The 25,508-nt window shown below is 38.6% G+C and carries 21 protein-coding genes, 1 pseudogene and 1 CRISPR repeat array; of the genes and pseudogenes, 13 read left to right on the forward strand and 9 right to left on the reverse strand.

Annotated elements, in window-relative coordinates; genetic code table 11:
• Positions 1–4: 4 nt before the first annotated feature.
• The 6 genes and pseudogenes from I3B46_RS06080 to arsC form a co-directional block, all read left to right on the forward strand.
• Positions 5–170, forward strand: a pseudogene (locus I3B46_RS06080) (integrase core domain-containing protein); the annotation flags it as partial.
• Positions 171–297: 127 nt separating this feature from the next.
• Positions 298–633: a metalloregulator ArsR/SmtB family transcription factor gene (locus I3B46_RS06085; protein WP_004922304.1), complete on the forward strand. Its 336-nt coding sequence runs from the start codon at positions 298–300 to the stop codon at positions 631–633.
• Positions 634–680: 47 nt separating this feature from the next.
• Positions 681–1,046, forward strand: a complete 366-nt coding sequence (gene arsD, locus I3B46_RS06090) for an arsenite efflux transporter metallochaperone ArsD (RefSeq protein ID WP_004922301.1) — start codon at positions 681–683, stop codon at positions 1,044–1,046.
• A 13-nt stretch (positions 1,047–1,059) separates the two neighbouring features.
• Positions 1,060–2,811 carry an arsenical pump-driving ATPase gene (arsA, locus tag I3B46_RS06095; RefSeq protein WP_042116859.1) on the forward strand — a complete coding sequence of 584 codons (1,752 nt, stop codon included), beginning with the start codon at positions 1,060–1,062 and terminating at the stop codon, positions 2,809–2,811.
• Positions 2,812–2,866: 55 nt separating this feature from the next.
• Positions 2,867–4,156: an arsenic transporter gene (locus tag I3B46_RS06100; protein ID WP_004922295.1), complete on the forward strand. Its 1,290-nt coding sequence runs from the start codon at positions 2,867–2,869 to the stop codon at positions 4,154–4,156.
• A gap of 10 nt (positions 4,157–4,166) precedes the next feature.
• Entirely contained in the window at positions 4,167–4,592 is a 426-nt protein-coding gene (gene arsC, locus I3B46_RS06105) for a glutaredoxin-dependent arsenate reductase (protein WP_014656469.1), read from the forward strand.
• Positions 4,593–4,619: 27 nt separating this feature from the next.
• On the opposite strand, the gene I3B46_RS22660 is transcribed toward arsC, so the two are convergent.
• Positions 4,620–4,736 (reverse strand): putative zinc ribbon protein, encoded by a 117-nt coding sequence (locus I3B46_RS22660; protein ID WP_113742863.1) that lies wholly within the window; start codon positions 4,734–4,736, stop codon positions 4,620–4,622.
• Between the two features lie 258 nt (positions 4,737–4,994).
• On the opposite strand from I3B46_RS22660, the gene I3B46_RS06115 reads away from it, so the two are divergent.
• From I3B46_RS06115 to lpxL, 4 genes are all read left to right on the forward strand, one after another.
• A protein-coding gene (locus tag I3B46_RS06115; protein ID WP_104872885.1) for an IS3 family transposase occupies positions 4,995–6,175 on the forward strand; the annotation gives its coding sequence in 2 pieces (ribosomal slippage) (positions 4,995–5,250 and positions 5,250–6,175; 1,182 coding nt in all).
• A 205-nt stretch (positions 6,176–6,380) separates the two neighbouring features.
• A CRISPR array of direct repeats spans positions 6,381–6,948; the repeat unit is 28 nt; unit sequence GTGTACTGCCGTATAGGCAGCTTAGAAA.
• Positions 6,949–7,101: 153 nt separating this feature from the next.
• Positions 7,102–7,449 (forward strand): hypothetical protein, encoded by a 348-nt coding sequence (locus I3B46_RS06120; protein ID WP_004922288.1) that lies wholly within the window; start codon positions 7,102–7,104, stop codon positions 7,447–7,449.
• Entirely contained in the window at positions 7,450–7,770 is a 321-nt protein-coding gene (locus I3B46_RS06125) for a hypothetical protein (protein WP_004922284.1), read from the forward strand.
• 277 nt (positions 7,771–8,047) lie between these two features.
• Complete coding sequence (gene lpxL, locus I3B46_RS06130; RefSeq protein WP_036941256.1) at positions 8,048–8,971, forward strand: LpxL/LpxP family Kdo(2)-lipid IV(A) lauroyl/palmitoleoyl acyltransferase; 924 nt, start codon at positions 8,048–8,050, stop codon at positions 8,969–8,971.
• Between the two features lie 168 nt (positions 8,972–9,139).
• On the opposite strand, the gene I3B46_RS06135 is transcribed toward lpxL, so the two are convergent.
• Positions 9,140–9,385, reverse strand: coding sequence for a hypothetical protein (locus tag I3B46_RS06135; protein ID WP_231405907.1), 246 nt, complete (start codon positions 9,383–9,385; stop codon positions 9,140–9,142).
• 1,104 nt (positions 9,386–10,489) lie between these two features.
• On the opposite strand from I3B46_RS06135, the gene I3B46_RS06140 reads away from it, so the two are divergent.
• The 3 genes from I3B46_RS06140 (at position 10,490) to ascB (ending at position 17,295) form a co-directional block, all read left to right on the forward strand.
• Entirely contained in the window at positions 10,490–11,062 is a 573-nt protein-coding gene (locus I3B46_RS06140; RefSeq protein WP_014656465.1) for a hypothetical protein, read from the forward strand.
• A gap of 1,058 nt (positions 11,063–12,120) precedes the next feature.
• Entirely contained in the window at positions 12,121–13,536 is a 1,416-nt protein-coding gene (locus tag I3B46_RS06145) for an NAD(P)/FAD-dependent oxidoreductase (RefSeq protein ID WP_004922269.1), read from the forward strand.
• A gap of 2,328 nt (positions 13,537–15,864) precedes the next feature.
• A complete protein-coding gene (gene ascB, locus I3B46_RS06150) occupies positions 15,865–17,295 on the forward strand; it encodes a 6-phospho-beta-glucosidase (RefSeq protein WP_104872884.1) in 1,431 nt (476 codons plus the stop codon).
• A 790-nt stretch (positions 17,296–18,085) separates the two neighbouring features.
• Here the strand turns inward: ascB and I3B46_RS06155 are convergent.
• From I3B46_RS06155 to nrfA, 7 genes are all read right to left on the reverse strand, one after another.
• Entirely contained in the window at positions 18,086–18,502 is a 417-nt protein-coding gene (locus I3B46_RS06155; protein WP_004922246.1) for a hypothetical protein, read from the reverse strand.
• A gap of 235 nt (positions 18,503–18,737) precedes the next feature.
• Complete coding sequence (nrfF, locus tag I3B46_RS06160; protein ID WP_104872883.1) at positions 18,738–19,835, reverse strand: heme lyase NrfEFG subunit NrfF; 1,098 nt, start codon at positions 19,833–19,835, stop codon at positions 18,738–18,740.
• Positions 19,828–21,708: a heme lyase CcmF/NrfE family subunit gene (locus I3B46_RS06165; RefSeq protein WP_104872882.1), complete on the reverse strand. Its 1,881-nt coding sequence runs from the start codon at positions 21,706–21,708 to the stop codon at positions 19,828–19,830. The genes nrfF and I3B46_RS06165 overlap by 8 nt, the downstream gene beginning before the upstream one ends.
• 21 nt (positions 21,709–21,729) lie before the next feature.
• On the reverse strand, positions 21,730–22,686 hold the full coding sequence (nrfD, locus tag I3B46_RS06170; RefSeq protein ID WP_004922237.1) for a cytochrome c nitrite reductase subunit NrfD: 957 nt from the start codon (positions 22,684–22,686) through the stop codon (positions 21,730–21,732).
• Positions 22,683–23,354, reverse strand: a complete 672-nt coding sequence (gene nrfC / locus I3B46_RS06175; protein WP_104872881.1) for a cytochrome c nitrite reductase Fe-S protein — start codon at positions 23,352–23,354, stop codon at positions 22,683–22,685. The genes nrfD and nrfC overlap by 4 nt, the downstream gene beginning before the upstream one ends.
• On the reverse strand, positions 23,351–23,917 hold the full coding sequence (nrfB, locus tag I3B46_RS06180; RefSeq protein ID WP_004922230.1) for a cytochrome c nitrite reductase pentaheme subunit: 567 nt from the start codon (positions 23,915–23,917) through the stop codon (positions 23,351–23,353). The genes nrfC and nrfB overlap by 4 nt, the downstream gene beginning before the upstream one ends.
• A 45-nt stretch (positions 23,918–23,962) precedes the next feature.
• Positions 23,963–25,399, reverse strand: coding sequence for an ammonia-forming nitrite reductase cytochrome c552 subunit (gene nrfA / locus I3B46_RS06185; protein WP_196993151.1), 1,437 nt, complete (start codon positions 25,397–25,399; stop codon positions 23,963–23,965).
• Between the last annotated feature and the right edge of the window lie 109 nt (positions 25,400–25,508).

The raw sequence follows: 25,508 nt of genomic DNA on the forward strand, positions 1-25,508 counted from the left end.
TTAATTGAATTACTGTGAAAATAATCAGATAGCGTTATGCCATATTCAACCCGATAAGCTACAGCAAAATGGCTTTATCGAGCGTTTTAATGGTTCGTTTTGTCGTAATTTTTTGATTTGCTTATTTATTTGAATCGTTGAGCCAAGCTAGAGAGTTAGCGTGGTATTATCATCATTGATTCTTACCTTTTCTATAAACTAGTACAAAAAGGAACAAATGGTTTATAAATAAAACATATTCGATTTGACGTATGTGATTTTTAGGTATAATTTAAAGAAAAGGTTAAAGAGGTACACATGGAACCATTACAACTGTTTAAAATTTTAGGCGACCAAACAAGGCTCGATATCGTGCTGCTTTTGAAAGCATCCGGTGAGCTATGTGTCTGTGATATCTATACGGCCTTAAATTTATCGCAACCGAAGACCTCTCGACATCTAGCAATGCTTAGAGAGGCGGGTCTTCTACTCGATTCAAAACATGGGAAATGGGTTCATTATCGGCTATCTCCGGCATTACTACCGTGGGTAAAAAGTATCATTGATGTCACCTATGCCACAGAGAAAAATAGAGTCGCAGATTTACTCAAAAGCTTAGAGAAAAAAGAATCTGCTAATCGCTGTTCTATATAAAATTTTTTAAATTAACATATTCGAAAAATCATATATAAGGTTGAGACATGAAAAAACTCGAAGTATTTGATCCCGCGTTATGCTGTAGCACTGGCGTTTGTGGAACAGAAGTTGATCAAGCATTAGTGGACTTTGCAACAGATGCAGATTGGTTAAAAAAACAAGGAGCGAATGTAAAGCGTTTTAATTTAGCGCAAGAGCCTATGGCGTTTGTTAACAACATAAAAGTAAAAACATTTCTGGAAACCGCTGGTGCCGAATCACTCCCACTCTTTATTCTTGATGGTGAGATTGTGCTGACAGGTCGATACCCTAAACGTCATGAGCTAGCAAGATGGTTTGGTATTCGCCTGAATATTGAGAAGGTGGAGACAGTTAAGTCGTGTTGCGGTAATGACAAAACATGTTGTTAACAGGGGCGATAAAATGAATTTTTTAGACAGCACACCTAATTATTTATTTTTCACTGGAAAAGGGGGGGTGGGTAAAACCTCTATTTCCTGTGCGACAGCAATCAAGTTGGCAGAGGAAGGGAAAAAAGTCTTACTGGTGAGTACGGATCCGGCTTCTAATGTTGGGCAGGTATTTTCTCAATCGATTGGCAACAATATTCAGCCAATAACATTGGTTCCAAACCTATTTGCCATTGAAATAGACCCTCAAGCCGCTGCCGAAGAATATCGAAATAAAATTATTAATCCAATCAAAGAAAGTTTACCTGAAGCGGTAATTCAAAGCATTACGGAGCAGCTATCAGGCGCCTGTACCACAGAGATTGCGGCTTTCGATGAATTTACTGGATTGTTAACCAATACCGAAATTACCCGCCAATTTGACCATATCATTTTTGATACCGCACCTACGGGGCATACCATCCGTTTATTACAACTCCCGAGCGCGTGGAGTGATTTTATTAGTGACAATCCTGACGGTGCGACATGTTTAGGCCCAATGTCTGGCCTTGAAAAACAACGTGAGCAGTACAGCATGGCAGTGCAAGCGTTGAGTGATAACTCACTAACAAGGTTAGTATTGGTTGCACGTCCTCAGTCAGCCGCTTTGAGGGAGGTTGCGAGGACCTATAGTGAATTGTCTTCTCTGGGTATCAAAAATCAACAATTGATTATAAATGGTGTTTTCCCGGAAACGGCGATGACTGAAAATGATAAGTTATCCCATGCACTCTACTCTCGAGAGCAAGCCGCATTAAAGTCTCTGCCTGAGGCATTGCGTTCGTTACCCATTGATATTCTTTATTTACAAAATATCAATATGGTTGGTGTCGATGCATTGAAGCAGTTGTTATCGAATGACATGCCACAATTTTCAACCATTACTCCGACAAAACAACCTATTTCTTTACCCTCCTTGTCAGAACTGGTTGGGGAAATATCTCAGCAACAACATGGGCTGATTATGTTAATGGGCAAAGGCGGTGTTGGGAAAACAACGATTGCAGCATCAATAGCGGTTAAATTGGCAGAAAAAGGGCTTGATGTGCATCTGACTACATCAGATCCTGCTGCTCATGTTGAATCAACACTTGATGGTGTTTTACCCAATCTTCAAGTTAGCCGAATTGATCCCATCGCCGAAACTGAACGCTATCGTAATTATGTCTTAGAAACAAAAGGGAAAGATTTAGATGCAGAGGGGCGTGCATTACTTGAGGAAGATTTGCGCTCTCCATGTACTGAAGAAATTGCTGTGTTTCAGGCCTTTTCTCGCATCATTAGAGACGCAGGGAAACGTTTTGTCGTCATGGATACTGCACCGACTGGACATACATTATTACTTCTTGATGCAACAGGGGCATATCATAAAGAAATTGCTAAGAAAATGGGCAAAAAAGGCCACTTTTTGACCCCTATGATGCAATTACAAGATCCTGAGCGCACCAAAGTCATTATTACGACACTCGCTGAAACAACGCCTGTGCTTGAGGCGGAAAACTTACAGAATGACTTAATACGGGCAGATATACATCCGTGGGCGTGGGTAATTAATAATAGCCTATCTATCACGGAAACTACCTCACCATTGTTACTTTCAAGGGCAGAGCAGGAAGTCGTTCAGATTGAAAAGGTGGCATCAACGTTAGCAAAACGTGTTGCTATCGTTCCTTTACTTGAGACTGAGCCTGTGGGGATATCCGCATTAAGTCAGCTCGCAGAATAAGTTTTATTTTTAGAAAATAAAAGGTGCACGAAAGCACCTTTTAAACGAGGTTGTTATGTTTATTGCCGCATTAATTTTTGTTCTAACGATTACGTTTGTTATATGGCAGCCCAAAGGGTTGGGGATTGGCTGGAGTGCTACAGTAGGGGCTGTATTAGCACTGATCTTTGGTGTGATCAGTTTTCAAGACATTCCGATTGTTTGGAACATTGTTTGGAATGCCACCGCGACATTTGTTGCAGTGATTATTATTAGCCTACTTTTAGATGAAAGTGGTTTCTTTGAATGGGCGGCATTACATGTTGCCAAGTGGGGCGGTGGTAAAGGAAGGCTGTTATTCAGTTATATCGTATTGCTTGGTGCAACTGTTGCAGCCTTATTTGCCAATGATGGTGCGGCATTGATATTAACGCCCATTGTGATTGCGATGTTACTTGCACTTGGTTTCAACAAAGGCACGACGTTAGCGTTTGTCATGGCGGCGGGTTTTATTGCAGATACAGCGAGCTTACCGCTTATCGTTTCAAACCTCGTGAATATTGTTTCTGCGGACTTCTTTAATATTGGATTTACTGAATATGCCTCAATTATGGTGCCAGTGGATATCGCGGCGATTATTGCAACGTTAGTGATGCTGCATTGGTTTTTCCGTAAAGATATTCCTAAGCAATATGATATGACTAAATTGAGTGAGCCTGCTTTAGCCATTAAGGACATGACAACGTTTAAAGCAGGTTGGCTTGTATTGGTGCTGTTGCTCATCGGTTTCTTTGTCTTAGAACCATTAGGTATTCCTGTTAGCGCTATTGCTGCAATTGGCGCCTTAATTCTTTGGGTGATTGCAGCCAGAGGCCATACGATTAATACCAAAAAAGTCTTACGTGGTGCACCGTGGCAAATCGTCATTTTCTCTTTAGGTATGTACTTGGTGGTTTATGGCTTAAGAAATGCAGGGTTAACCGATTATCTTTCTGAAACGCTCAATTACCTTGCCGATAAAGGGTTATGGGTAGCAACTCTGGGAACTGGATTTATTACCGCATTTTTATCATCCATAATGAATAACATGCCAACGGTATTAATTGGTGCTCTATCCATTGAAGGGAGTGAAGCGTCAGGGGTAATTCAGCAAGCAATGGTTTATGCCAATGTAATTGGCGCAGATTTAGGTCCAAAAATTACACCAATTGGTAGCTTAGCAACATTGTTGTGGTTACATGTGTTATCACAAAAGAACATGACCATTACATGGGGATATTATTTCAAAACAGGGATTATCATGACGATCCCTGTGCTCATTGTCACACTCGTTGCTTTAGTGCTTCGACTTTCATTGTTAAATTAAGGGTAACCCAATGAATGAGATCACCATCTACCACAACCCAAATTGTGGCACTTCACGTAATACCCTTGCAATGATCCGCAATAGTGGTATTGAGCCGGCGATTATTCATTATCTAGAAACACCACCCTCTAGAGATGTGTTAGTAAAACTTATTGCCGATATGAAAATCACGGTAAGGGCGTTATTACGAAAAAATGTCGAACCCTATGAACAATTAAATTTAGAACAAGATAGCTATACAGATGACCAACTCATTGATTTTATGTTGCAGTACCCGATACTGATTAATAGGCCGATTGTCGTCACTCCGCTAGGCGTAAAGTTGTGTCGGCCTTCTGAAGTCGTGTTAGATATATTACCTAATCAGCAACAAAATGAATTTATCAAAGAAGATGGTGAAGTTGTCGTTGATAAACAAGGGTGCAGAATAAAGTAAATGATGCTTTGAAATCATTGTTGTAGGTTAATGTTTATCAGCGACATTCTTTGTTGGAATAGACCAAATGCCCTTATGGCAAGTAGGGCAGTATTTTTGATTATTTGTAAAGTCGTCATGGCACGGTACACAAAACCAATCCATAACCTTTAAAATCGGTAAAACGGAATGAAATTACTGAGTAAGTTTATACGTTGAATGAGTTAACAATAAGGGCCATTTTAATAGATACATTAAAATGGTCCTTATTGTAATAAGTTGATTAATCAAGCGAAGGTTAAAATGTCACTGTTACTTTTGAAGAGATTGTTTTATCCGTAGCTTCTAATTGTAGTGGCATAGTTAATTTGGTCACCAAGTCAGAGGTGATATCATCACTTCATAAACAGATAGGTAATAATTATGGCGAAACGTATAAGACGACTTTTCAGTGCTGAATTTAAACTTGAAGCCGCTCAACTGGTGCTTGACCAAAGCTACTCCGTAGTCGAGGCCGCCAACGCCATGGGCGTCGGTAAATCAACCATGGACAAATGGGTTCGGCAACTCAAGCTAGAACGCAAAGGGATTTCACCGAAAGCGTCACCCATGACGCCAGAACAAGTCGAAATCCGTGAATTGAAAAAGAAAATTGCACGACTTGAAGAGCATAATGAGATCTTAAAAAAGGCTACAGCGCTGGTGATGTCGGACTCTCTGAACAATTCTCGCTGATCGAGAAACTCAGTCGGCGCTTTAGTATTAAACAACTGTGTAACGTGTTCAGTGTTCATCGCAGTAGCTATCAATATTGGCGTCATCGCTCAAAGATACCGTCAGTGGAACAAACACGGCTTCGGGCTCTTGTTCGAGAAGCCCATGAAAGTAGTCACGGTTCTGCTGGTGCTCGTACTATTGCTGACATTGTATCGAATACAAAACAGGTTCCTTTAACGCGCTATCGTGCAAGTAAGTTAATGAAATTACTTGGCTTGGTGAGTTGTCAAACATCGAAGCATCGATATAAAAAAACGACTCAAGAGCACGTTGAAATACCGAATCATCTCAGACGTCAATTTGCGGTCACGGAGCCAAACCAAGTTTGGGTGGGTGATGTGACCTATATTTGGTCAGGTAACCGCTGGATGTATCTTGCTGTTGTAATGGATTTATTTGCTCGAAAGCCCATTGGTTGGGCGATGTCATTTTCACCGGATAGCCAGCTAACAGGAAAAGCATTATCAATGGCTTTTGAATCAAGAGGTAAGCCAAGGAATATCCTGTTTCATTCAGATCAAGGAAGTCATTATACAAGCCGCCAATATCGCCAATTATTATGGCGTTATCAGATAAAGCAAAGTTTATCTCGGCGAGGTAATTGCTGGGATAATGCGCCGATGGAGCGATTTTTTCGAAGTTTAAAGACAGAATGGGTACCCATTTTAGGCTACCGTAATTCCATAGAAGCACAGCAAGAAATAACACGATATATCATCGGGTATTATAGTCAGCTTAGACCCCATCAATATAACGGTGGCTTAACACCCAATGAATCAGAACGATTGTATTGGGAAAACTCTAAAACGGTGACCAATTTTTGTTGACCACTCCAAATAAGGCTCTTTCTATCTCTTTTGATGTAAGAAGGGGGGAAGATGCGTGATAGTTATCTTATTTTACCTTCTATTTTTATTGAAATTTTATTCTGTTTAAAAACAAAGTGTTATGATACCCTCTAAAAAATAAGGTATTTTGCACAAATTAGCCATAATTTATTGTTGCACGAAGGTTTTTTCCTGATAGTTTATAGTGTACTGCCGTATAGGCAGCTTAGAAAATATGCGCATCCCAAGCTTCTGGGGGGCATGTGTGTACTGCCGTATAGGCAGCTTAGAAAGCGTTTAGGCAGCATCATTTTGCCGTCAGCATGTGTACTGCCGTATAGGCAGCTTAGAAACATCGATTTAAGATATCGCTGAACTGCACATTGTGTACTGCCGTATAGGCAGCTTAGAAATGATGATAACGGGCGCGATAAGCTAAATGAAAGTGTACTGCCGTATAGACAGCTTAGAAAAATATCCCAATCAACCAGCGGAAACACTTGTAGTGTACTGCCGTATAGGCAGCTTAGAAATTTATATGCATGTATTAAAGACAATCATGAAGGTGTACTGCCGTATAGGCAGCTTAGAAAGAGCTTCAAATGCCGCATTTAATCCGCCTAACGTGTACTGCCGTATAGGCAGCTTAGAAAATTAAGGGCGAGGTTAGAGTGAGAGCGAAAAGGTGTACTGCCGTATAGGCAGCTTAGAAAAAATGGTAAAGCGGTTGCATCTTTTAGTTTACGTGTACTGCCGTATAGGCAGCCTAAAAATGATAAATGATTATCCTGTGCGCTTTCCAATAAGCTGTACAGGCTTCTTTTTTCGCTATTTTAAGATTAATAATTAGATTATATTTATTGAGATTTCTAGTTTATTAAAACAGTGCAATTCCTTTAAATAATAAAATTAATCGGTGAGGCAGGATGAAGCTGCTAAATAAAACAATCTATACGCTTATTGTGGCATTTATATCAACAGCGGCAATGGCAGAGGAGTGTATAGGTGATAGTACCTATCAAGCATGTACAAGATCGAGTACTAATGCACAAGGCGATAATATTATTGAATCGTATGATACTGAAGGTAACTCATATTCAATAACATCTGGCTCAAGAGACTATGCGGATGGTTCATCTGAAGTCTTTTCAGTTGATAGTGAAGGCAATGAATACTCGATAAAAAGTTGGTGTGACAGCTCTGGATGCCATACATCTGATAGCGAAGGGAATACGTGCACAATAACAAATACTGGTGAGATGATAGGCTGTTAAATGATAAAGAAAATACTAATAATATTTATTGTTTTAATCAGTGCAATATCAGTATTTGCATATAATAAGCTGACAATTTTTACTGTTCAGCCAATAGGCGCAATACCGGATGGTGTCACTGTTGTTATGTGGAAGAAAGGTGATATGCGTTTTTTTGAAAGTCCTGACGGATTATGTATGCAGAGAGTCGGCAAGGTTAATTTACTCTGTAGAATGACAATGTTAGGAAGCGCTATTGATAAAGATAATATTATTATCAGACTTCCCTATAGTGAATATGCCTATTTAAAATCAACAAATGGCAGAAAATTTGATAGATGATAAGACTCATAGCTATTATTAGGGGTATGATGAGTTAGTGTTTTTAACTATTTTTGATATGTCTTCGCTAAATGGTGATTTAAACTTTTATACACATTAGGTGCGTGATATATAAAATCAATCATTACAAAGTGATTGATATCTTTTCTCTATCATTTATCTTATTGAAAACAAAGGGTAAATAGACGATGGCGGATTGATGAAATTTTTGAATTAAAAATAAGAATAACTGTCTAACTTACATTGCATATCGCAAAGACGAAGTGTTGAGATACATATGTACGCTAACAACCTGTTTTCCCTAAAGTTACTCCATCCCAAATACGCTACAACATGGTTAGGAATTGTTATTTTATTTTTATTGGTTCAACTCCCTTATAAATGGCTTGTTCGGCTTGGTGCATTTTTGGGGGTTAATTCGAAGTATTTTATTAAAAGACGAGTTTCCATTATAAAAAGAAACTTAGAATTGTGTTTTCCAAATAAAAACCGCAAAGAAATAGACGATTTAGTTATCGAAAACTTGAGATCGCTAGGTATTGCGTTATTTGAAACCGGAATAGCGTGGTTCTGGAGTGATAAAAGAATTAAAAAGCTCTTTCAAGTCAAAGGAATATCTAATTATCAAGAAGCTATTGCCAAAAATAAAGGGGTAATTATCGTTGGGGTTCATTTTATGTCGCTGGAGTTAGGTGGCAGAATTATGGGGCTATGCTTTCCTGTAAATGCGATGTATCGACCACATAACAACAAAGCAATGGAATATATTCAAACAAAGGGTCGATGTCGTTCTGGCAAAGGAATGATTGATCGTAAAAATTTAAGATTTATGGTTCAAGAATTAAAAAGTGGCAAGGCCATTTGGTTCGCACCTGACCAAGATTTTGGTCGAAAGGGAACTGTATTTGCTCCGTTTTTTTCAGTCAAAAATACTTCAACGTCAAAAGGTACATCAACGCTTGCTCAATTATCTCACTCACCAACATTAACTGTCACACTGCTACGTAACCGTAATGGTATTAGTTATGACTTGGTGCTAGGGAAAGAAATAGTCAATTACCCAACTAGCGATGCGCTACATGATGCCGCGACAATTAACTCTGTACTAGAGAAAGAAATAATGAAAGCACCAGAGCAGTACTTGTGGGCGCATAGAAGGTTTAAAACTCGCCCTGATGGGGAGCCTTCTCTCTATATTTAGAAAATGGTGACGCAAGATAAGGGGGATTCCCCCTATAATATAAGACCCGCATTGGTTGGGTCTTTTTAATTATTTGGTACTTCAAACATAAAGGGTATTTATTGGTAAGAGAGGGAATAGGAATAATTAATTATAGCAAATAATCCTATTTCTAGATTACCCGTAATATTACATTTCCCAATGATCATCAACCCATGTAGCTTCTGAGTCTTCGATGCTAACACTCCATTGTGCTGTCGAAAACGCTAGAGTTAATTGCGAAAGACAATCTAACCAGTAATCGATAGACTCGAGCAAAATGGACTCATCATCAAGTGGTAATTTTGTTGAACCTTGTAGTAAGAATTGATCTGATGGCTCTTCATAAAAATAGAGAGTCTCCGCATCTTCTTTGTATGGAAAGGCTTGATTCAACTGATTTACCATGGTTTCAAACGTATTTTTTTCTTCAAAATTGAAATGAGTCTTTTTTGTTGCGGAATAATAAATAGAAACGCCCATATTCGTACCTTGCTTGTAAGAATCCAATGTAAGAGATAAGTCAGATAATAAAAAAGAGGGGTAATATTTTAAATAAGAGTTAACTGAGATTGGCATGCTCAAGCAGAGCCTTTGCTTAAAATGTGACGTTAATTGATCGCTGTGACTGTGGTAGCTGGCTAACCTCTGGGCTAAGGCGAAACTAAATGCTGTTATTGAACTTATCGCTTAATCATTGGCTAGTCTGAATACCTCGATACTGAAAAATGACTTAAGAAGGTGAAAAGGCAAAGAATATTAAAAAACGTGTATCGCACAAAGAAGGAGACTATAAAAATAGCGAATTTTATTTTGCTAATTACCTTAATTTAAAAAAATATTGCCATACAGACGATAACATAAAAAATTATTGTAAGGCTGCTTAAGAAGGTCAGTAAGTTATTTTTATCTTCATTTATTATGACATAGACAAGCGGTGCGATAAAAAAGAGGATAGAAAAAATATAAAAATATAATGCGTAGCCGCGTAGAGAAAACATGAATGTCCAGCCTTTAATTTTACTGACCATCGTATGCTGCATACGAACAATAAAAATCAAAGTATAGTATTTAATTCTCTTGGTGAGTAGGATATTTCTTATTTTTAATGAAGTGAGAATTAAGATATATCTGACAAATTTAGTTATTAATACTTAATAATGATGTGTGTTTTTATTTTAAATTTCATTTTGTCGTGATGAACAAATCGAGAGTAGGAAAGAGACAGATCACAACCTCCGTCGACTTTTTATATAAACTCAGTGCCCATCATTAGGGCTATTGATAGAAATTTTATTTTTAAATATCGGATTAAATTGATGTGATAGTTTTTTTATTACCTTGTAGTTTCTATGCTTAATTTATCTGATAAATTTAATGGTAATTGATATTAAGGCACCTATTTGCAGATTATTTATTTCCTAGATACAATGAAAATACTTTAAAAATCATTGGTTACAAATCTATCGCGTACTATTAATCTTAACTTTTAGGGTAAAAATGAAAAAACATATTCTCTCAATTACAGTACTTAGCGCCGCCACATTGTTGGTTACAGGCTGTAGCTCAAATAATGATATGTGGGGTGAATTCGCGAATATTCTGAGCGACGCCAACCCAGTTGTTCAAGAGTCAGAGGAATGGGAAGCATATAGTATTAAAACAACACAGCAGGGTGTGACTTACGCTTCTGCTAGCTCTGCTGATCAACAGTTTGTCAGCAAAAAAATGGATGCTGAATATGCTGATGCTCTATATCGCGTATCAAGCCCTTTTGCGAGAAGCGATAAAACGAAAGAACAGTTAGCTAAAGACAACCAAGGTTATCGTTTTAAATATAATGAAATCATGGTGGTAAAAGATAAAAAAACGGCTAACACAATTGGGTATTGTGTGAATTATGACTCTGACCAAATAGAAAATGGTCAAGTAAAACCAGTGAAAGAAAAAGATAAGATTAGAAACCACTTTATCTATGTCGATAAAGTTAAGCCTTTATCTGTAATGACCGTTGGCAGCGACTTTACTAAAGTGATGTGCGGTGAAGAATTTTATAATAAATATAAAAAATAAGTTTCATCACAATCACTTCTTATAGGCAAAAAGAATTATTGTTGTGCCATCATTTAATATCCAATGAGTTAGGAGGAAGCTCCTAACTCGGACTGGGGGATTTTTATATCAGACTAAATTGAATATAGCACAGTTAGTTGATATCAGATCAGCACCTCTCTAGACCACCTTATTTTTAAGCATGATTTTTTTGATCAGCCTTGAAAGGGAAATACCGACAAAGCTAGGCCTAGCAATGAAAATGAATGAGTGAGAAAAGGTTGACAAAGGGCGCCTATTATTTGTTCTAGCTCCCAGTTTTATATCAATATAATTTATTCTTTGATTCGAAGAAAGTCGGGGTTTAGGTACTGATAATACAATACGTAAGCACTGTAGGTTAAATTGTGGTGAGATATGAGATAACCATTAAATAGCTTTAACTAACATGAATAGTCTCGTCATAACAGCTCAAAGAATAAGGTTAATTTTAGTGTGAAATTTAATCTTAAAATAATAGAGAGTAAAGTGCGATGGCATAAAAAGACCTTAATTAATAAGTGGTCAATAATATCCGTAAGAGTGATTCAAGAGTCCCCCTTTTTTTAATGGTTATTGATATATTAAGCTAAAAATGAATTGATAAAATACTTAAGTAAAATAACGTATCCTGTTAGCTTTAATATTGCCCAAATCGTAGGTCTACGATAGGTTAATTTTCCTACAGATGTTACAAATTCTCCCTAGCGACCAAGTGTTTTTCTTTTAGATAATGAAAATAACTATTCATTTATAGTGACTTGTCATTTTTCTGTTAGCGCTAAATATATTATATCTTGCAGAAGTTCCGATATTGATAGAATAGGGGTTTTGCATTGCTATTTGTCTAAAAAGTATTCAGTTTTATTTAGTTAATATTCTATTTTTATTTTATGAATAAACATTCATTAAAAATAATTTTTAACAAATAAATTTAATTTTAATCTAAATTAGAATACAATTACGTTACAAATAAAAATTAAATGATGATCTTATTATTTAGATACTGACGTTCATTTGATAAAAGGAAATGTTTTAAAATGGCAATAACTAGAAGAAAGTTTCTTATCGGCGGGGCTGTTGTAGCCGTGGCTGGTGGGGCGGGAATTTTAACCCCGATGTTAACTCGAGAAGGTAGATTTGTTCCTGGCACACCGAGACATGGGTTTGTTGAAGGAACCGCAGGTCCTCTACCTAAGCAAGCTGACGTTGTTGTGATTGGTGCTGGTATTTTAGGTATTATGACCGCTATCAATCTTGTTGAACGCGGCTTGTCTGTTGTAATCGTTGAGAAGGGGAATATTGCTGGCGAACAATCTTCTAGATTCTATGGCCAAGTCATTACTTACAAAATGCCTGATGAGACATTCCTGCTTCATCATATTGGTAAACAGCGTTGGAGAGAAATGAATGCGAAAGTGGGTGTCGATACTAGCTATCGTACTCAAGGGCGCGTAGAAGTTCCTCTTGATGAAGAAGATTTAGATCACGTCAGAAAATGGATTGATACAAGAAGTAAGAATGTCGGTTCAGATATTCCATTCAAAACTAGAATTATTGAAGGTGATGAATTAAATCAGCGCCTTCGTGGAGCTACATCAAATTGGACAATCGCCGGTTTTGAAGAAGACTCAGGTAGCCTAGATGCTGAGATTGCAACCTTTGTTATGGCGGAATACGCTAAAAAAATTGGGGTTAAGATCTACACAAACTGTGCTGCAAGAGGCTTAGAAACTCAAGCGGGTGCAATTTCTGATGTTGTGACAGAAAAAGGTGCGATTAAAACTTCTAGAGTGGTTGTTGCTGGCGGTGTATGGTCTAGACTGTTCATGCAAAACCTGAATGTTGACGTACCAACATTACCGGCTTACCAATCTCAGCAATTGATCAGTGGTTCACCTACTGCACCGGGTGGTAACGTCGCTTTACCAGGTAACATTTTCTTCCGTGAGCAAGCTGATGGCACCTATGCGACTTCGCCTCGTGTAATCGTCGCTCCAGTCGTAAAAGAATCATTTATCTATGGTTATAAATATCTGCCATTGCTATCAATGCCAGATTTCCCAGTACACATTTCATTAAATGAACAGTTAATTAATTCATTTACACAACCGACACACTGGGAGCTAGACGAAGTTTCTCCGTTTGAGAAAAATAGGAATATGACCGCACTGCCAGATATTCCTGAGCTAAATTCTTCATTAGAGAAATTGAAAGCAGAGTTCCCTGCATTTAAAGACTCTAAACTTATCGACCAGTGGAGTGGTGCGATGGCGATAGCACCAGATGAGAATCCTATCATTTCTCAAGTTAATGAATATCCAGGTCTGGTGATTAACACCGCGACAGGTTGGGGTATGACAGAAAGCCCTGTTTCTTCTGAAATCACGGCAGATCTACTGTTAGGTAAAGAACCTTCATTGGATGTGAAACCATTTAGCCTTTACAGATTTTAGATTAAATCGATTTTAAGTTATCCGACCCATATTTGATAACAGCCCTCCTTGTGAGGGCATTTTTTGCTTTCTGCAATCTATTCTCTCATGCTAATGCTAAATAAGGCCGCTATTAGCGCATTCGAGAATCCATGCAGGAGGGGAGTCATCTCATTCGTGTAAAGAAAAATACAAAATATGTTAATCCTTTAATGGGGCCATTTAATTTCTTATCTCTTTCTATGCAGAAAGGAATGATTGTATTTACGCTAACGGATACAGCTACTTTTTGAAGCTGTAGTAATACGGTGATGTACCATGATGGTAGAAATTTATATCGGTTGATTGGTTGTCGTAAGATATAGAAAGTGAGGTGACAAAGCAGCCATGGTTAATAGGTATTTAAAGGAAGAAACAGCGATTGAGCATCATTACAAATGAAGCTAACTGTATTTAAGGCGGGTCGTAGGTATTTACTCTGACTTTAAGGATAACAATACGCAGGCTTTTATCTTTGCAGATGTGATTAGTGACTATTGGTAGTTATTTTTACTGATTACGTATTGCTCTTTTGATTTATGGTAAAAAGTGAATTAGGTGCTAATACGTAATTTTTAATCAACTAACGGCAAAAACAGGTGCATGTGTGTTGTTAAAAAGACAAAGTCAAATGTTATAGCTCAATGTATTCAACGTTACTTAGTTTACCCTGTTCATTATAAATTTATATATTTCAGGTAGATATAGTGAAAAACTAATAAATATAAATGCGGCTATAAAATAGATGTTGATAGACTCCATGGTTACTGTTGTTGAAATCGTTGCGACAGCTAAGATTGTCACAATGATACGTCGGCTATTTGCAGTCATTATATTGGACAGCTCATTAAAAAATGTTTCAAAAAATCTAAACATAACAATTCCTTTTTATCGTTTCATGCTGAGTGTATATGATTTAAATAAATTATTGAAGTTTTTATTAGCTATTTGTGCTATTTAATATTATACCAAATTATCAAACTGGCTGATTTTTATCTTTTTTTAATGCAGGGCCGTAAAAAGTAATTTATAAAATTTATTATTACGATGAAATATTTAAATTAAAATAATAAAGAGATATAAAAGGCAATGGATGTTGTTTCCATCTGATTGATTTGAATGGGTTATTTTTTTATTCTTATCCTTTCTAATAAGAATATTTCATGCTGGAATTATTATTAAAACATCAATGATTAAGTTGGTGTGGAAATAAGGTTAAGTGTTAATACTTAACTTTTTTATAGTGGTTTTCACATTGATCGACTTCACAATTTTATTCTTTTAATAAAATATCTCGCATATTCTAAATAAGCCTTCTATTAACCACTATATAGGTGATTTAATTATATTGTGATGCTATTATAATTAAAACGTCAGGTAATAATCACGATTTGATATCGATAAATTTAAGATAAGTTAGGGTTATTGGGCGATTTAGCATGTTTTCATTTAAAGGCAGTGAAAACATTTTTTAGCTTATCGATTGTATTTTAGTCATCACATAATATTGACAAAGGGGATAAATAGGTGGTGTATTTAATAGATGAGTTTTAACACGATTCTGATTGATAGTTTTAATTGGATTATTTATCCTGCTGAGAGCCATCAAAATGAGGAATGAGTATGCCAACAGTTGATATAACTGACCTACTAGGTTATTCCATTATCAATACCATAAATATGATTTTTAACCCATTGGAGTATTTCTGCCAGGAAAACATGATTGAGAGTATGGGCACCTTGTTGCTATCTTTTATGATTTAATCACCTTACTACTTCAAACCACTATTTTAATGATCAAAAAACGATAGTGGTATTTAGTAAAGTAAGTAAAAAGTGATTGTTAACTGATTGATAGTATTAGATTTTTGTAATTATGGCGCTTTTTTTAATTTATCCTATCAATAAAAACATTATTCTCTAACAAAACTCCCCCTTATAGATAAATATTGTAAATAAAATAATCAATCAAATGATTATTATTTTATCGATATGAATGATGTGGCATAGCGCTTTATTGCGTGTGTGGTTTTTTATTGTGTGTGGTGCATCACAAAAAATAATTACTATTCAAAATGGCATTGTTTTTATCTTTAATCGACGGATAGTTGTGGCTGTTACCGCAATGGTTTCTACTGATTTTGTGATTAATAAAGATGATTAATAGGGAGTTAATAGATATTACCGTCATTAATTATCAATAAATAATTAATAGGTAAGATTAAACAAAAACAGTATCGCCAAAGAAATATAAAAAATTTTTGTTAACCAGAAAGTAAATAATTTTTTCACTATTGAATGAGGGTAATTATGCCAGGATCTCTATTTCCTCAAGATTTTCTGTGGGGTGGTGCAATAGCGGCAAATCAAGCGGAGGGGGCTTGTTTTGAAGGGGGGAAAGGACTCAGTATTGCAGATGTTATTCCTTATGGAGCTAACAGGCATCCGGTAAAAATGGGGATCGAAAAACGTTTTAAATTACGAGATGATGAATATTACCCAAGCCATTTGGCAATTGATTTTTATCATCAATACAAGCGTGATATTGCGCTAATGGCAGAAATGGGATTTTCGGTATTTCGCACATCGATTGCATGGAGCCGTTTATTTCCGCGTGGGGATGAAGTCACTCCAAACCCAGAAGGTATCGCCTATTATCTCGACTTATTTAATGAATGCAAAAAATATCATATTGAACCGCTAGTAACCTTGTGCCATTTTGATGTTCCGATGCATTTGGTCACTGAGTATGGCTCATGGCGTGACCGGAAGATGATTGATTTTTTTGTGACCTATGCCAAAGCCTGCTTTGAAGCATTTGATGGGATAGTGAAATATTGGCTGACATTTAATGAAATTAATTTGCTATTGCATACGCCGTTTTCATCATCAGGGTTAGTCTTTGAAGAAGGGGAAAATAGCGAACAAGTTAAATATCAAGCCGCTCATCATCAATTAGTTGCTAGCGCATTAGCGACAAAAATAGCCCACGAAGTCAATGCTCAAAACCAAGTCGGCTGTATGCTTGCAGGTGGTGGATATTACCCTTGGTCGCCTAAACCAGAAGATGTATGGGCGGCAATGGAAAAAGATCGTGAAAACTTGTTTTTTATTGATGTACAGGTGCGTGGGTATTATCCCGCCTATGCACAACGTGTTTTTCGTGAAAACAAGGTGACACTTCTGGTCACGGAAGAGGACGAGCAAATCCTTAAAAATACCGTCGATTTTGTTTCGTTTAGTTATTATGCCTCTCGTTGTGCCTCAGCGGATATGGGGGATGGTACAAACCCGTCGATTAATGCTGCACAATCTTTAAGCTCTCCGTATATAAAACAGAGTGAGTGGGGGTGGGGAATTGACCCTCTCGGTTTAAGATTAACCGCAAACATGCTCTATGATCGCTATCAAAAACCATTATTTCTAGTAGAAAATGGTTTGGGGGCGCATGATAAGTTAAATGAGGATGGTGAAATTATTGATGATTATCGAATCGATTACCATCGTTCACACATTCAAGCTTTAGGTGATGCTATCGCTGATGGTATCCCCATTATGGGATATATTTCATGGGGATGTATTGATTTAGTCTCTGCTTCAACAGGCGAAATGAGTAAACGATATGGTTTTGTGTATGTTGATAAAGATGATCAGGGAGCTGGCTCACTAACAAGGATACGTAAAAAATCTTTTTGGTGGTATAAAAAAGTGATAGCAAGCCATGGTAATGATTTGTATTAATTGCTTTTTTCCATATTAAAACATAAAAAAAAAAGAGTCCCTTTAGGGACTCTAACTGAATGAAATCACTACTACATGATTTGTTCTTTACAGCGATATTATAATTATGCAATCGGTACTATAGCATATCTACGTACATGATGAAGACGTTAGTTTTTAATAAATATCTTAGCTTTTCGTTGATACATAGCTTAAATATATAATGTTTATATGATAATAACTTAAGTATTCAACTTAGCATGTTATTTTATATTACAAGCGTAATATTTTGTTACGCGCTATATCAGATAGGAAATGATATAACACTGGTACTAATAAATTCCCTGGTATTAGAATTCAGTATTCAACTGGTTAAATATTATACTTTTATTTTTGCGAATATTATTATTTACTATTTTATGGTGTAACGACATTGATACTGGTTAATGTGATTAAAGAACATCAACATTAATTTTTATTCCTCAATGATGAGATATCTCTCCCTTCGTTTGACTTGACACTAATGTACCGTATAAATCCGATGATAAAAATGTGAACTGTGTATCAAAACACACGTCAAGTGTTAATATTTTTAAAGATATTAATATTGCTTATGTAAAATTTTCTTGTGTATTCAATAGATTGGCTTTTTGGCTTATGTAATAAATAGACATGAATTGAAGGAGATTAACAATATTCATCAATGGGTTGAAGAAAAGAGGGCGTGCTGGTTTATTAAGAGTGATTTATTACTAAGCCAAAAAGGTGAGCTGATAAAGGTTAAGTTGCATACTACAGGCGTCAAAAGAGATTATTCTTTCTTATCAGATTGTTCACGGCAAAATTGATCCCAGATGATGTTGAAGTTGTCGTTAGGAAAAATATTTCCAGAACGTTCAATTAAAGGGATAGAAACGACATTTCTTCCATCTTGGTGCATATATGTTTTGACGAGGAATCGTTTATAGCCAAAGGAATTTTCGCTTTTAAAAACGAGTACCTCTCCACATACATAACCAAGTATTCCGTGATCGAGTGTTTGCCGAATTTCATAGTAATGAACATTTTTATATTCGGCGGTTTCGGGAAATGTAAGGAAATCCTCCACTGCTTTTTGTGATTTTTTAACGATATCCAGATCAGGGGTATAATTTGCCATCATGCCAGCAACAAATGAGCCGCCTGCGATAAGAGCAATAATTAAATATGAAAATATATTCTTTTTCATGAAGTTACTCTTTTTATATTTGAATAATAGTAGTGATTTTAGAATTAGGCGATATTAAGGTAGCATAAGCATAGGCGTGTTTATATGGGGATGAAATAACAATAGTCAATTAAAGACAAAGGGTTACAATTAATAATAAATTGTTATGTTAAGTTTATTTGAATAGTTATTGTTATTTTAAGTTTTTTATTGATGACGTGTATGTACTTTAAATGAAAAATAATCAAAAAATGATTTAATGATTATTTTTCATTATTGTTGCCATATTTATCGCTTCTATTAATTGTGAACGATTAATTCTAGGGCTATTACTATCGAGTAGTTGTTGCCATAGGCTAATGGCTTTTTCATAGTTGGCGTGCATAAAGGCGTCTGAGGCTAATAGCATTAAAGCGGTCACTTCATGTTTATCAATGGATAATGCATGCTCTATTACTTGCATTGTATCTTCAGTCATCTGTTGCCCCGCTTGATAATAGAGCACAGTCGCGATAGCTGAATAAAGTTGCGCGTTTTCTCCTGTATATTTAAGTGCTTGGTTATAGGCAATCAAGGCATTGTCATAGCTATTTTGATATAAATAATATTCACCGAGGATTGCCCAAAGGTCACCATTTTGGGGGGATTGTCGAATATTATTTTGTAAGCGTATCAGATCACTTTGTTGTTGCTGTAGTGGGGTCAATATATGTAATGGGTCTGAGATGCGCTGGTATTCATGATAAGTGACGCTAAAGCGCGGTAGAAAAAAATACCCTGCTATTGTAAGGAGCAGTAATAGAGCTACGCATAAATGGATAGCATAATAAGAAAGGGTATCGTTGCGCTTCACTTCGGCGTGCTGTGATGGAATTTCATGAGTTAATTGTATGGACAGCTTAGACGTCGGAGTAATGGTAGCTTCCGTTGAATTATGTTGATTTGTTCGCGGTACTGAGGCTCTTTTTTTTATTAAATAATAGAGCAGGGCGATGACAAAGATGAATCCGATAAAAGGCAGGCTCCAGAGTACAATGGTTCCCATGTGTAATGGCGGATTGTAGAGTACAAAATCACCGTATCGCTCGGTCATATAAGAGCGTATTTCAGCTTCAGTTTTCCCTTCCGCTACCATTTTATACACTTGATGGCGCATACTGACAGCGGTAGGGGCATTGGATTCGAGCAGGTTTTGATTTTGGCACTGAGGGCAGCGTAATTGAGCCGCAATTTGTAATGAAGTTGTTTGCTGTTCTGCGGTAGCAAATTGCCAAGTATCCACAATGTCGGCTTTGGCTATATTCGTCGCCATAAGTAATAACGTTAGAACAACATAATGCAAGAGTTTATTCATGCTGACTTCGCCCTTTAAACCACCCAATAAAGAGACCGATGCACATGATAAAAGCCCCTCCCCAGATCCACTGGATACCATCTTGCACATAGAATCGTAGCGCATAGCGGTTATTTCCCGTCTTTTCACCTAATACGGCGTACCAATTTCGCATCCATCCCCAGTGCATACCAGGTTCAATCATTATCTGTTGGCGAGCGGTATAAAATCGACGTTCAGTCTCAAGGTGTGTAATAAATGTATCTTTTTGATAAACGGCAATGAGCGCTTTTTCAGTGGTGTAATTGGATTGAGTATCCAACTGTAATTGCTTGAAATTAAATTGATAACCGGCGAGTGAAACGGTGTGATTAACCGTCATATTGGCACTGATTTCTTGTTTGCTTACAGTAGAAAAAGCAATACCAGTGGCAAAAATAATCACGCCAGTGTGTGCAAGTAATGAGGCTAGTCGCTTCTGTATTTCATTGAGAGGGCGTAGCCATAATAGCAACAGTAAGCCAACCATTATAGCCGTTGCGCTCGCGATAAATTTAGCATCACTCCATCGCAAAAGTAGGGCGATTACAGCGGCAATGATGCTAACAGACAAACGCCAACGGAAAAAAGAGCGGGTAGATGATTTGAGGCTCCCCACGGCCCAAGCGCCGATAACCATCAGCATAATTAAGCCAAAAGGCAGTAATGTTTGGTTAAAATAAGGCGCTCCGACTGATATCTTTCCCCACCCAAGTAGGCTGTAGAGCATGGGATATAGCGTGCCGACTAACACAATAAACAGGACAACCACAAATAAAATCAATGTCATCTGTAAATAGATTTCGCGTAGAGTTAATGCCCGTTTAGAGGCTGATACTGCGGGTTTCGCCTTACAACCATAAATAAGTAAGGCGACGATGCTCATGCTAATAAATAATAAAAATAATGGTATTGCACGAACATTATCTAGGGCAAATGCATGGACTGACACGAGTATGCCCGAACGAACAATAAGCGTGCCAAGTAATGATAAAATAAATGTGACTATGGCTAAGATCATCGACCAATGGCGGTAACTTCCCTGTTTTCGCGAAGCCACTAAACTGTGTAGTAGGGCGGTTGCCGCTAGCCAAGGCAACAGTGAGGCATTCTCGACAGGATCCCAAAACCACCAACCGCCCCATCCTAATTCGCTATAGGCCCACCATGAGCCTAGCGTGATCCCCATGGTAAGTATGCACCAACTTGGTACGGCCCAACGCCAACAAACCCATGCAATAGTTTGGCTGAAATTTCCAGCAATCAGCGAAGCCAAAACGCATGATGTGACGACCATCAAGCCGCTATAACCCAAGTAAAGTAGCGGAGGATGTAAAATAAGCCCCCAATGTTGCAACATTGGGTTGAGGTCGCGACCTTCAATCGCGGGCGGAAAGAGCCGCATAAAAGGGTCTGAATAGAGCACGATAAACCAAAGTAGCGCTGCGCTCATTGCGGCAAGAATAGCTAAGGTTAAAGCAAAAAAGGGGTGATCTTGTTTGCGATAGCGCCAAGCGAATAACAGATGCCAAGTCGACAGTAAAAGCACCCAAAGAAGGAGTGAACCTTCATGCCCACCCCAAACCGCCGCTATTTTTATTAATAAAGGGGATAAACGGTGGCTATGTTGAGCAACATACACCACCGAAAAGTCACTTTGAATAAAGGAAATAGTTAGGCAAAGAAACGCAATAACGAGAAATATAAATTGCAGAGTAGACCAATAAACCCCAAGTAAGCGTGATTTTTGGGTGTGTTTGTAGGTACTAACCAACCCAAACAAGGCATGAAAATTGGTTATGCAGAGTGTTAACAGCAAGCTAATAAACCCGATTTCAGGGAGTATAAGTTCCAATGAGCACCTTGTTTGTGTTAATTAAGCGACCGTTAATTGCCCTGCATAAAGGACAAAGAAACGTAATAAAAAGACCCCAACCAAACTCGCACTACTGACAAAAACCACTCGGGCGGCACTTTGGCTATTATTGACCCATTTTTTCAAGGCCAGTGGGATCATAAAACCAATGCCAACCACACCAATCCAAAACCACCAAGTCCAAAAGCCTCCACCAAGTGCTGCGATAAGCGCGCGCATTTTGCCATCATCCCCTAATGCTAAACCGACAAAGAAAGCCGCTAATAAGAAGATTTCCAGCCAAACGACAAAGCCTTCAACGCGATGTAGAAAATGCGCTTCTGGGTTATGGACATTTTGGCGATAGCGCAATGCTAAAGCAATGAGCGCGACGGCAAGCCCCGATGAGATCCCTGAAAAGAGAAAGAGAGCAGGTAAGATAGGGTTATTTAAGAATGGATAGGATTTTAACGCGGAAAGTAAAAAACCGGTATAAGCCCCTAATAATACCGCCAGTACGAGCATGGTGATTTCAATGGCACGTATAGCAGGTGTGAATAAATTTAATAATGAGCGAATAAAGCCAAAACGCGGTAGCCATTTTTGCTGTATTGCGACCAGTTCAGTTTCGAAAACTTTAGCTAACCAGACAACGAGTACCACCATGTAGACTTGGAAGAGCATAACCCCCATCGACATGACGGAGGTCGGACTGTAGTGGAACATCAATTTCCAAAAGGTCCATGGGCGTGTTAAATGGAAAATTAAAATGAGTAATCCCAAAATAACGGTCGTCGGTGCCAGAAATAGAGTGGCTCTCATTAGTGTGCTCTTACTGGTTGCCTCAGACGGATAATATTGACGCAATAGCACGGCAAGCACCACTAACCCTGCTGAAATACCAATTAGAAAGAGGTAAACGGCAATGGGCCAATCCCAAACTAAAGATTCAAAATGGAAAGCAGAAGCAGTTGTCATTGGCTAACCTCCCCATATTTGAACGGAACTCGGTACATTTTGGGGCGAGTACCGAGGGCTATTTTATAGCGATACGTGGTTTTTTGACGCAACATAAGAGAAATATCACTGTTAGGATCATCCAGATTGCCAAAGACCAATGCCTTGGTTGGACAGGCTTCGACACAAGCCGGTTGTTTACCTTTTTTCAAGTTTGTTTTTCGGCAAAAATCGCATTTGTCGGCAGTTTTATTGACTGGGTGAATGAATCTTACTCTGTAAGGGCAAGCCGCAATACAATATTGGCAACCAACACATAGGTCTGGGTTAACATCGACAATCCCTGTCGTTTTATCAATAAATGATGCGCCCGTTGGGCAAACATCGACACAAGGTGCATGCTCACAGTGCTGACATGAATGCCGGAAAAAGCGATATTTGATATCTGGGAAGTGACCAATTGGCTCGCTGCGAATAATGGTTAGCCGAGAAACCCCTTCAGGGACTTGGTTGACTTCTCGACAGGCATCCATACAAGCAGTACAACCTATGCATAAGGTTTCATCGTGGATCATGCCGTAACGTACGCCATCCATTTTCATCGTATTTGCGAGGCTATGGAGTGTCGCACCTCCTGACGCCGCCAAGGCTCCTGCATAAATAATAAACTGACGACGCGAACAACTCATGGCTGCTCCTTAAGCAATTTTACCGCCGCTGGATTGAAGTCAGGGTTATTACGTTGGTCTGAGTGACAATCAACACAAATTTTTACGCGACCTTTGTCATTAAGTGTTTTCATCGTATCTTGTTTTGGATGCAGATCATGGCAACTGGCACAGGCAACTTTAGTCACATGAACATCGTGTGGCCAAAACGCTTTTTGTAGCTGTTCGGGTAAGTGACATGACATACAGACACTATTTTGTTGCTCCACGCTATACATAGGGTGGTTAAACCGCATCACATCTTTAGCCCCCTCACGGTGATGAGGGCCTGGGTTACCATGGCAGTTGGTACAGGTAACGGGAAGGTTATTATTAGGGTTAATGACCGATGCGTGAGTGCCATGCATACCTTCTTTGTCGGGTTTATGACAATCCAAACAGGCTGCATCTGGGTTACGTTGCTGAGTAACAACCCAACGTTCACCCGTCTCTGTCGCGGGAGGTGTCGCAGTAGAGGCTGCAATGCTCCATAACAAGCCTAATGCCAGCCCCCCAGCAGTGAATAACGAACGTAGTACGCTCATATTAACTCCATTGGTTATACCGCCTCTGTATGAGGCGGATCACGGTTATTGGCTTAACAGGTTGTTTTTACGAGCTTGCGCATCCCATTCGGGCACGACAGTTTTCAAAAACTCTTGTTTTTCAGCGTTGATTTTTTGCATATCCAGACCAATTGCTTGTTGCGCTTTTTCTTTGGTTGAAATGTCTGGAATAGCAATTTCATGTGTAATGCCTTTAGCACCTAATAGACGAACGAGTTTGGTGCGAGCATCAGCAGCTTTGTTCATTGCGCCACCGAGCATGCGCAAGCCTTCCTCTGGTGCGTGCATATGAATACCATGAGATGCAATAGCTAAATCCCAGCGCCATTGTGCATGGCGAATATCAGCTAAAATGGGCGCCATCTCTTTTTCGGTTGCCCCTGCATCCCAAGCTGCTTTAGCTTCAAAATGGGCATGAACAAGTTGATCTTCCACTTTGATTTTCATCTCTTGGATAGCTTGTTTGCGCTCGGCAACGACAGCTTGTAGCTCTTGCTTGCTTTGGGTATGGCAGTTACGACAGGTTTGTTCGAAATTATCGAATGGATTACCTATCTTATGGCTGGTGTAGAGCTCGCCTTTTTCATTTTGTAATTTAGGCATGTGGCAGTCGATACAGGTCACGTTGTTTTTACCGTGGATCCCCGCACTCCATGTTTCATACTCTGGGTGCTGTGCTTTTAACATAGGGGCTTTCGACAGTGAGTTTGTCCAGTCAGAGAAGGCGATATTGTCATAATAGACTTCCATATCCTCCACTTTCGTACCGCTATCCCAAGGGAATTTGACGGATTTATTTTCCCCTGCAAAGTAGTACTCAACGTGGCATTGCCCACACACCATAGATTGCTGATCAAAACGACTGGCTTTATCGAAGGGTTTACTAATCGCTTCCATGGCTCGAGCGGCATAAGGACGGGTGAGTGTTAAAGCGGGCTGGCCTTGCGCGAATTCTGGAGAGTCGGTTTTGTGGCAGTCAGCACACCCTAGTACGTTAACAATTTCAGGCCCACCTTTAGCCCATTTACCGTGGAAATATTCATCTTCCCCTTGCTCTTGGATAAGTCTGGCGACATCTGGGCTTTTACAGCTCCAACAAGCCATAGGGAGAGGGCCATCTTGTGCATCTTTCGGTGCACCAGTACGTAGTGTTTCTCGTACGTCAATTAAAGCATAAGCATGGCCTCGAGGCTTGTTGTAATCACGTGAAAAAGGGTAGCCAGCCCAGAGGATCACCAACCGGGGGTCTTCTGCCAGCGCATCTTCACGTTGTGATTGTTCGGATGTTGCACGCCACGAGTGATATTGATCAGGGTGAGCCTGAGCAAAGGATTCATTTTTAGTATTTATTGTTGATGATGCTTCCTTTGATGCAATTTGTGCATGAACAGCAGGGGTTAACAACCATATCCCAGCCACCAAACTGAGTAAGTACAAAGTCCTGTTGATTATCTTTGCCATAAGGGCCTCGAGTGATATAAGCCAGCCATCCCATTGGCTGTGATATTATTATTTATAGGTGATGGCATAGGTTTTGATGCCATCATGACATGCTCAAGGAATAGCTCTA

It is taken from the genome of Providencia sp. 2.29 (assembly GCF_015832305.1).
Taxonomy (GTDB): domain Bacteria; phylum Pseudomonadota; class Gammaproteobacteria; order Enterobacterales; family Enterobacteriaceae; genus Providencia; species Providencia stuartii.

What these genes read in the sequence shown, in the direction of transcription:
- I3B46_RS06085 (WP_004922304.1), top strand. Translation starts at nt 298, where the DNA reads ATGGAACCATTACAACTGTTTAAAATTTTAGGCGACCAAACAAGGCTC.
- arsD (WP_004922301.1), top strand. Translation starts at nt 681, where the DNA reads ATGAAAAAACTCGAAGTATTTGATCCCGCGTTATGCTGTAGCACTGGC.
- arsA (WP_042116859.1), top strand. Translation starts at nt 1,060, where the DNA reads ATGAATTTTTTAGACAGCACACCTAATTATTTATTTTTCACTGGAAAA.
- I3B46_RS06100 (WP_004922295.1), top strand. Translation starts at nt 2,867, where the DNA reads ATGTTTATTGCCGCATTAATTTTTGTTCTAACGATTACGTTTGTTATA.
- arsC (WP_014656469.1), top strand. Translation starts at nt 4,167, where the DNA reads ATGAATGAGATCACCATCTACCACAACCCAAATTGTGGCACTTCACGT.
- I3B46_RS22660 (WP_113742863.1), bottom strand. Translation starts at nt 4,736, where the DNA reads ATGGATTGGTTTTGTGTACCGTGCCATGACGACTTTACAAATAATCAA.
- I3B46_RS06120 (WP_004922288.1), top strand. Translation starts at nt 7,102, where the DNA reads ATGAAGCTGCTAAATAAAACAATCTATACGCTTATTGTGGCATTTATA.
- I3B46_RS06125 (WP_004922284.1), top strand. Translation starts at nt 7,450, where the DNA reads ATGATAAAGAAAATACTAATAATATTTATTGTTTTAATCAGTGCAATA.
- lpxL (WP_036941256.1), top strand. Translation starts at nt 8,048, where the DNA reads ATGTACGCTAACAACCTGTTTTCCCTAAAGTTACTCCATCCCAAATAC.
- I3B46_RS06140 (WP_014656465.1), top strand. Translation starts at nt 10,490, where the DNA reads ATGAAAAAACATATTCTCTCAATTACAGTACTTAGCGCCGCCACATTG.
- I3B46_RS06145 (WP_004922269.1), top strand. Translation starts at nt 12,121, where the DNA reads ATGGCAATAACTAGAAGAAAGTTTCTTATCGGCGGGGCTGTTGTAGCC.
- ascB (WP_104872884.1), top strand. Translation starts at nt 15,865, where the DNA reads ATGCCAGGATCTCTATTTCCTCAAGATTTTCTGTGGGGTGGTGCAATA.
- I3B46_RS06155 (WP_004922246.1), bottom strand. Translation starts at nt 18,502, where the DNA reads ATGAAAAAGAATATATTTTCATATTTAATTATTGCTCTTATCGCAGGC.
- nrfF (WP_104872883.1), bottom strand. Translation starts at nt 19,835, where the DNA reads ATGAATAAACTCTTGCATTATGTTGTTCTAACGTTATTACTTATGGCG.
- nrfD (WP_004922237.1), bottom strand. Translation starts at nt 22,686, where the DNA reads ATGACAACTGCTTCTGCTTTCCATTTTGAATCTTTAGTTTGGGATTGG.
- nrfC (WP_104872881.1), bottom strand. Translation starts at nt 23,354, where the DNA reads ATGAGTTGTTCGCGTCGTCAGTTTATTATTTATGCAGGAGCCTTGGCG.
- nrfB (WP_004922230.1), bottom strand. Translation starts at nt 23,917, where the DNA reads ATGAGCGTACTACGTTCGTTATTCACTGCTGGGGGGCTGGCATTAGGC.
- nrfA (WP_196993151.1), bottom strand. Translation starts at nt 25,399, where the DNA reads ATGGCAAAGATAATCAACAGGACTTTGTACTTACTCAGTTTGGTGGCT.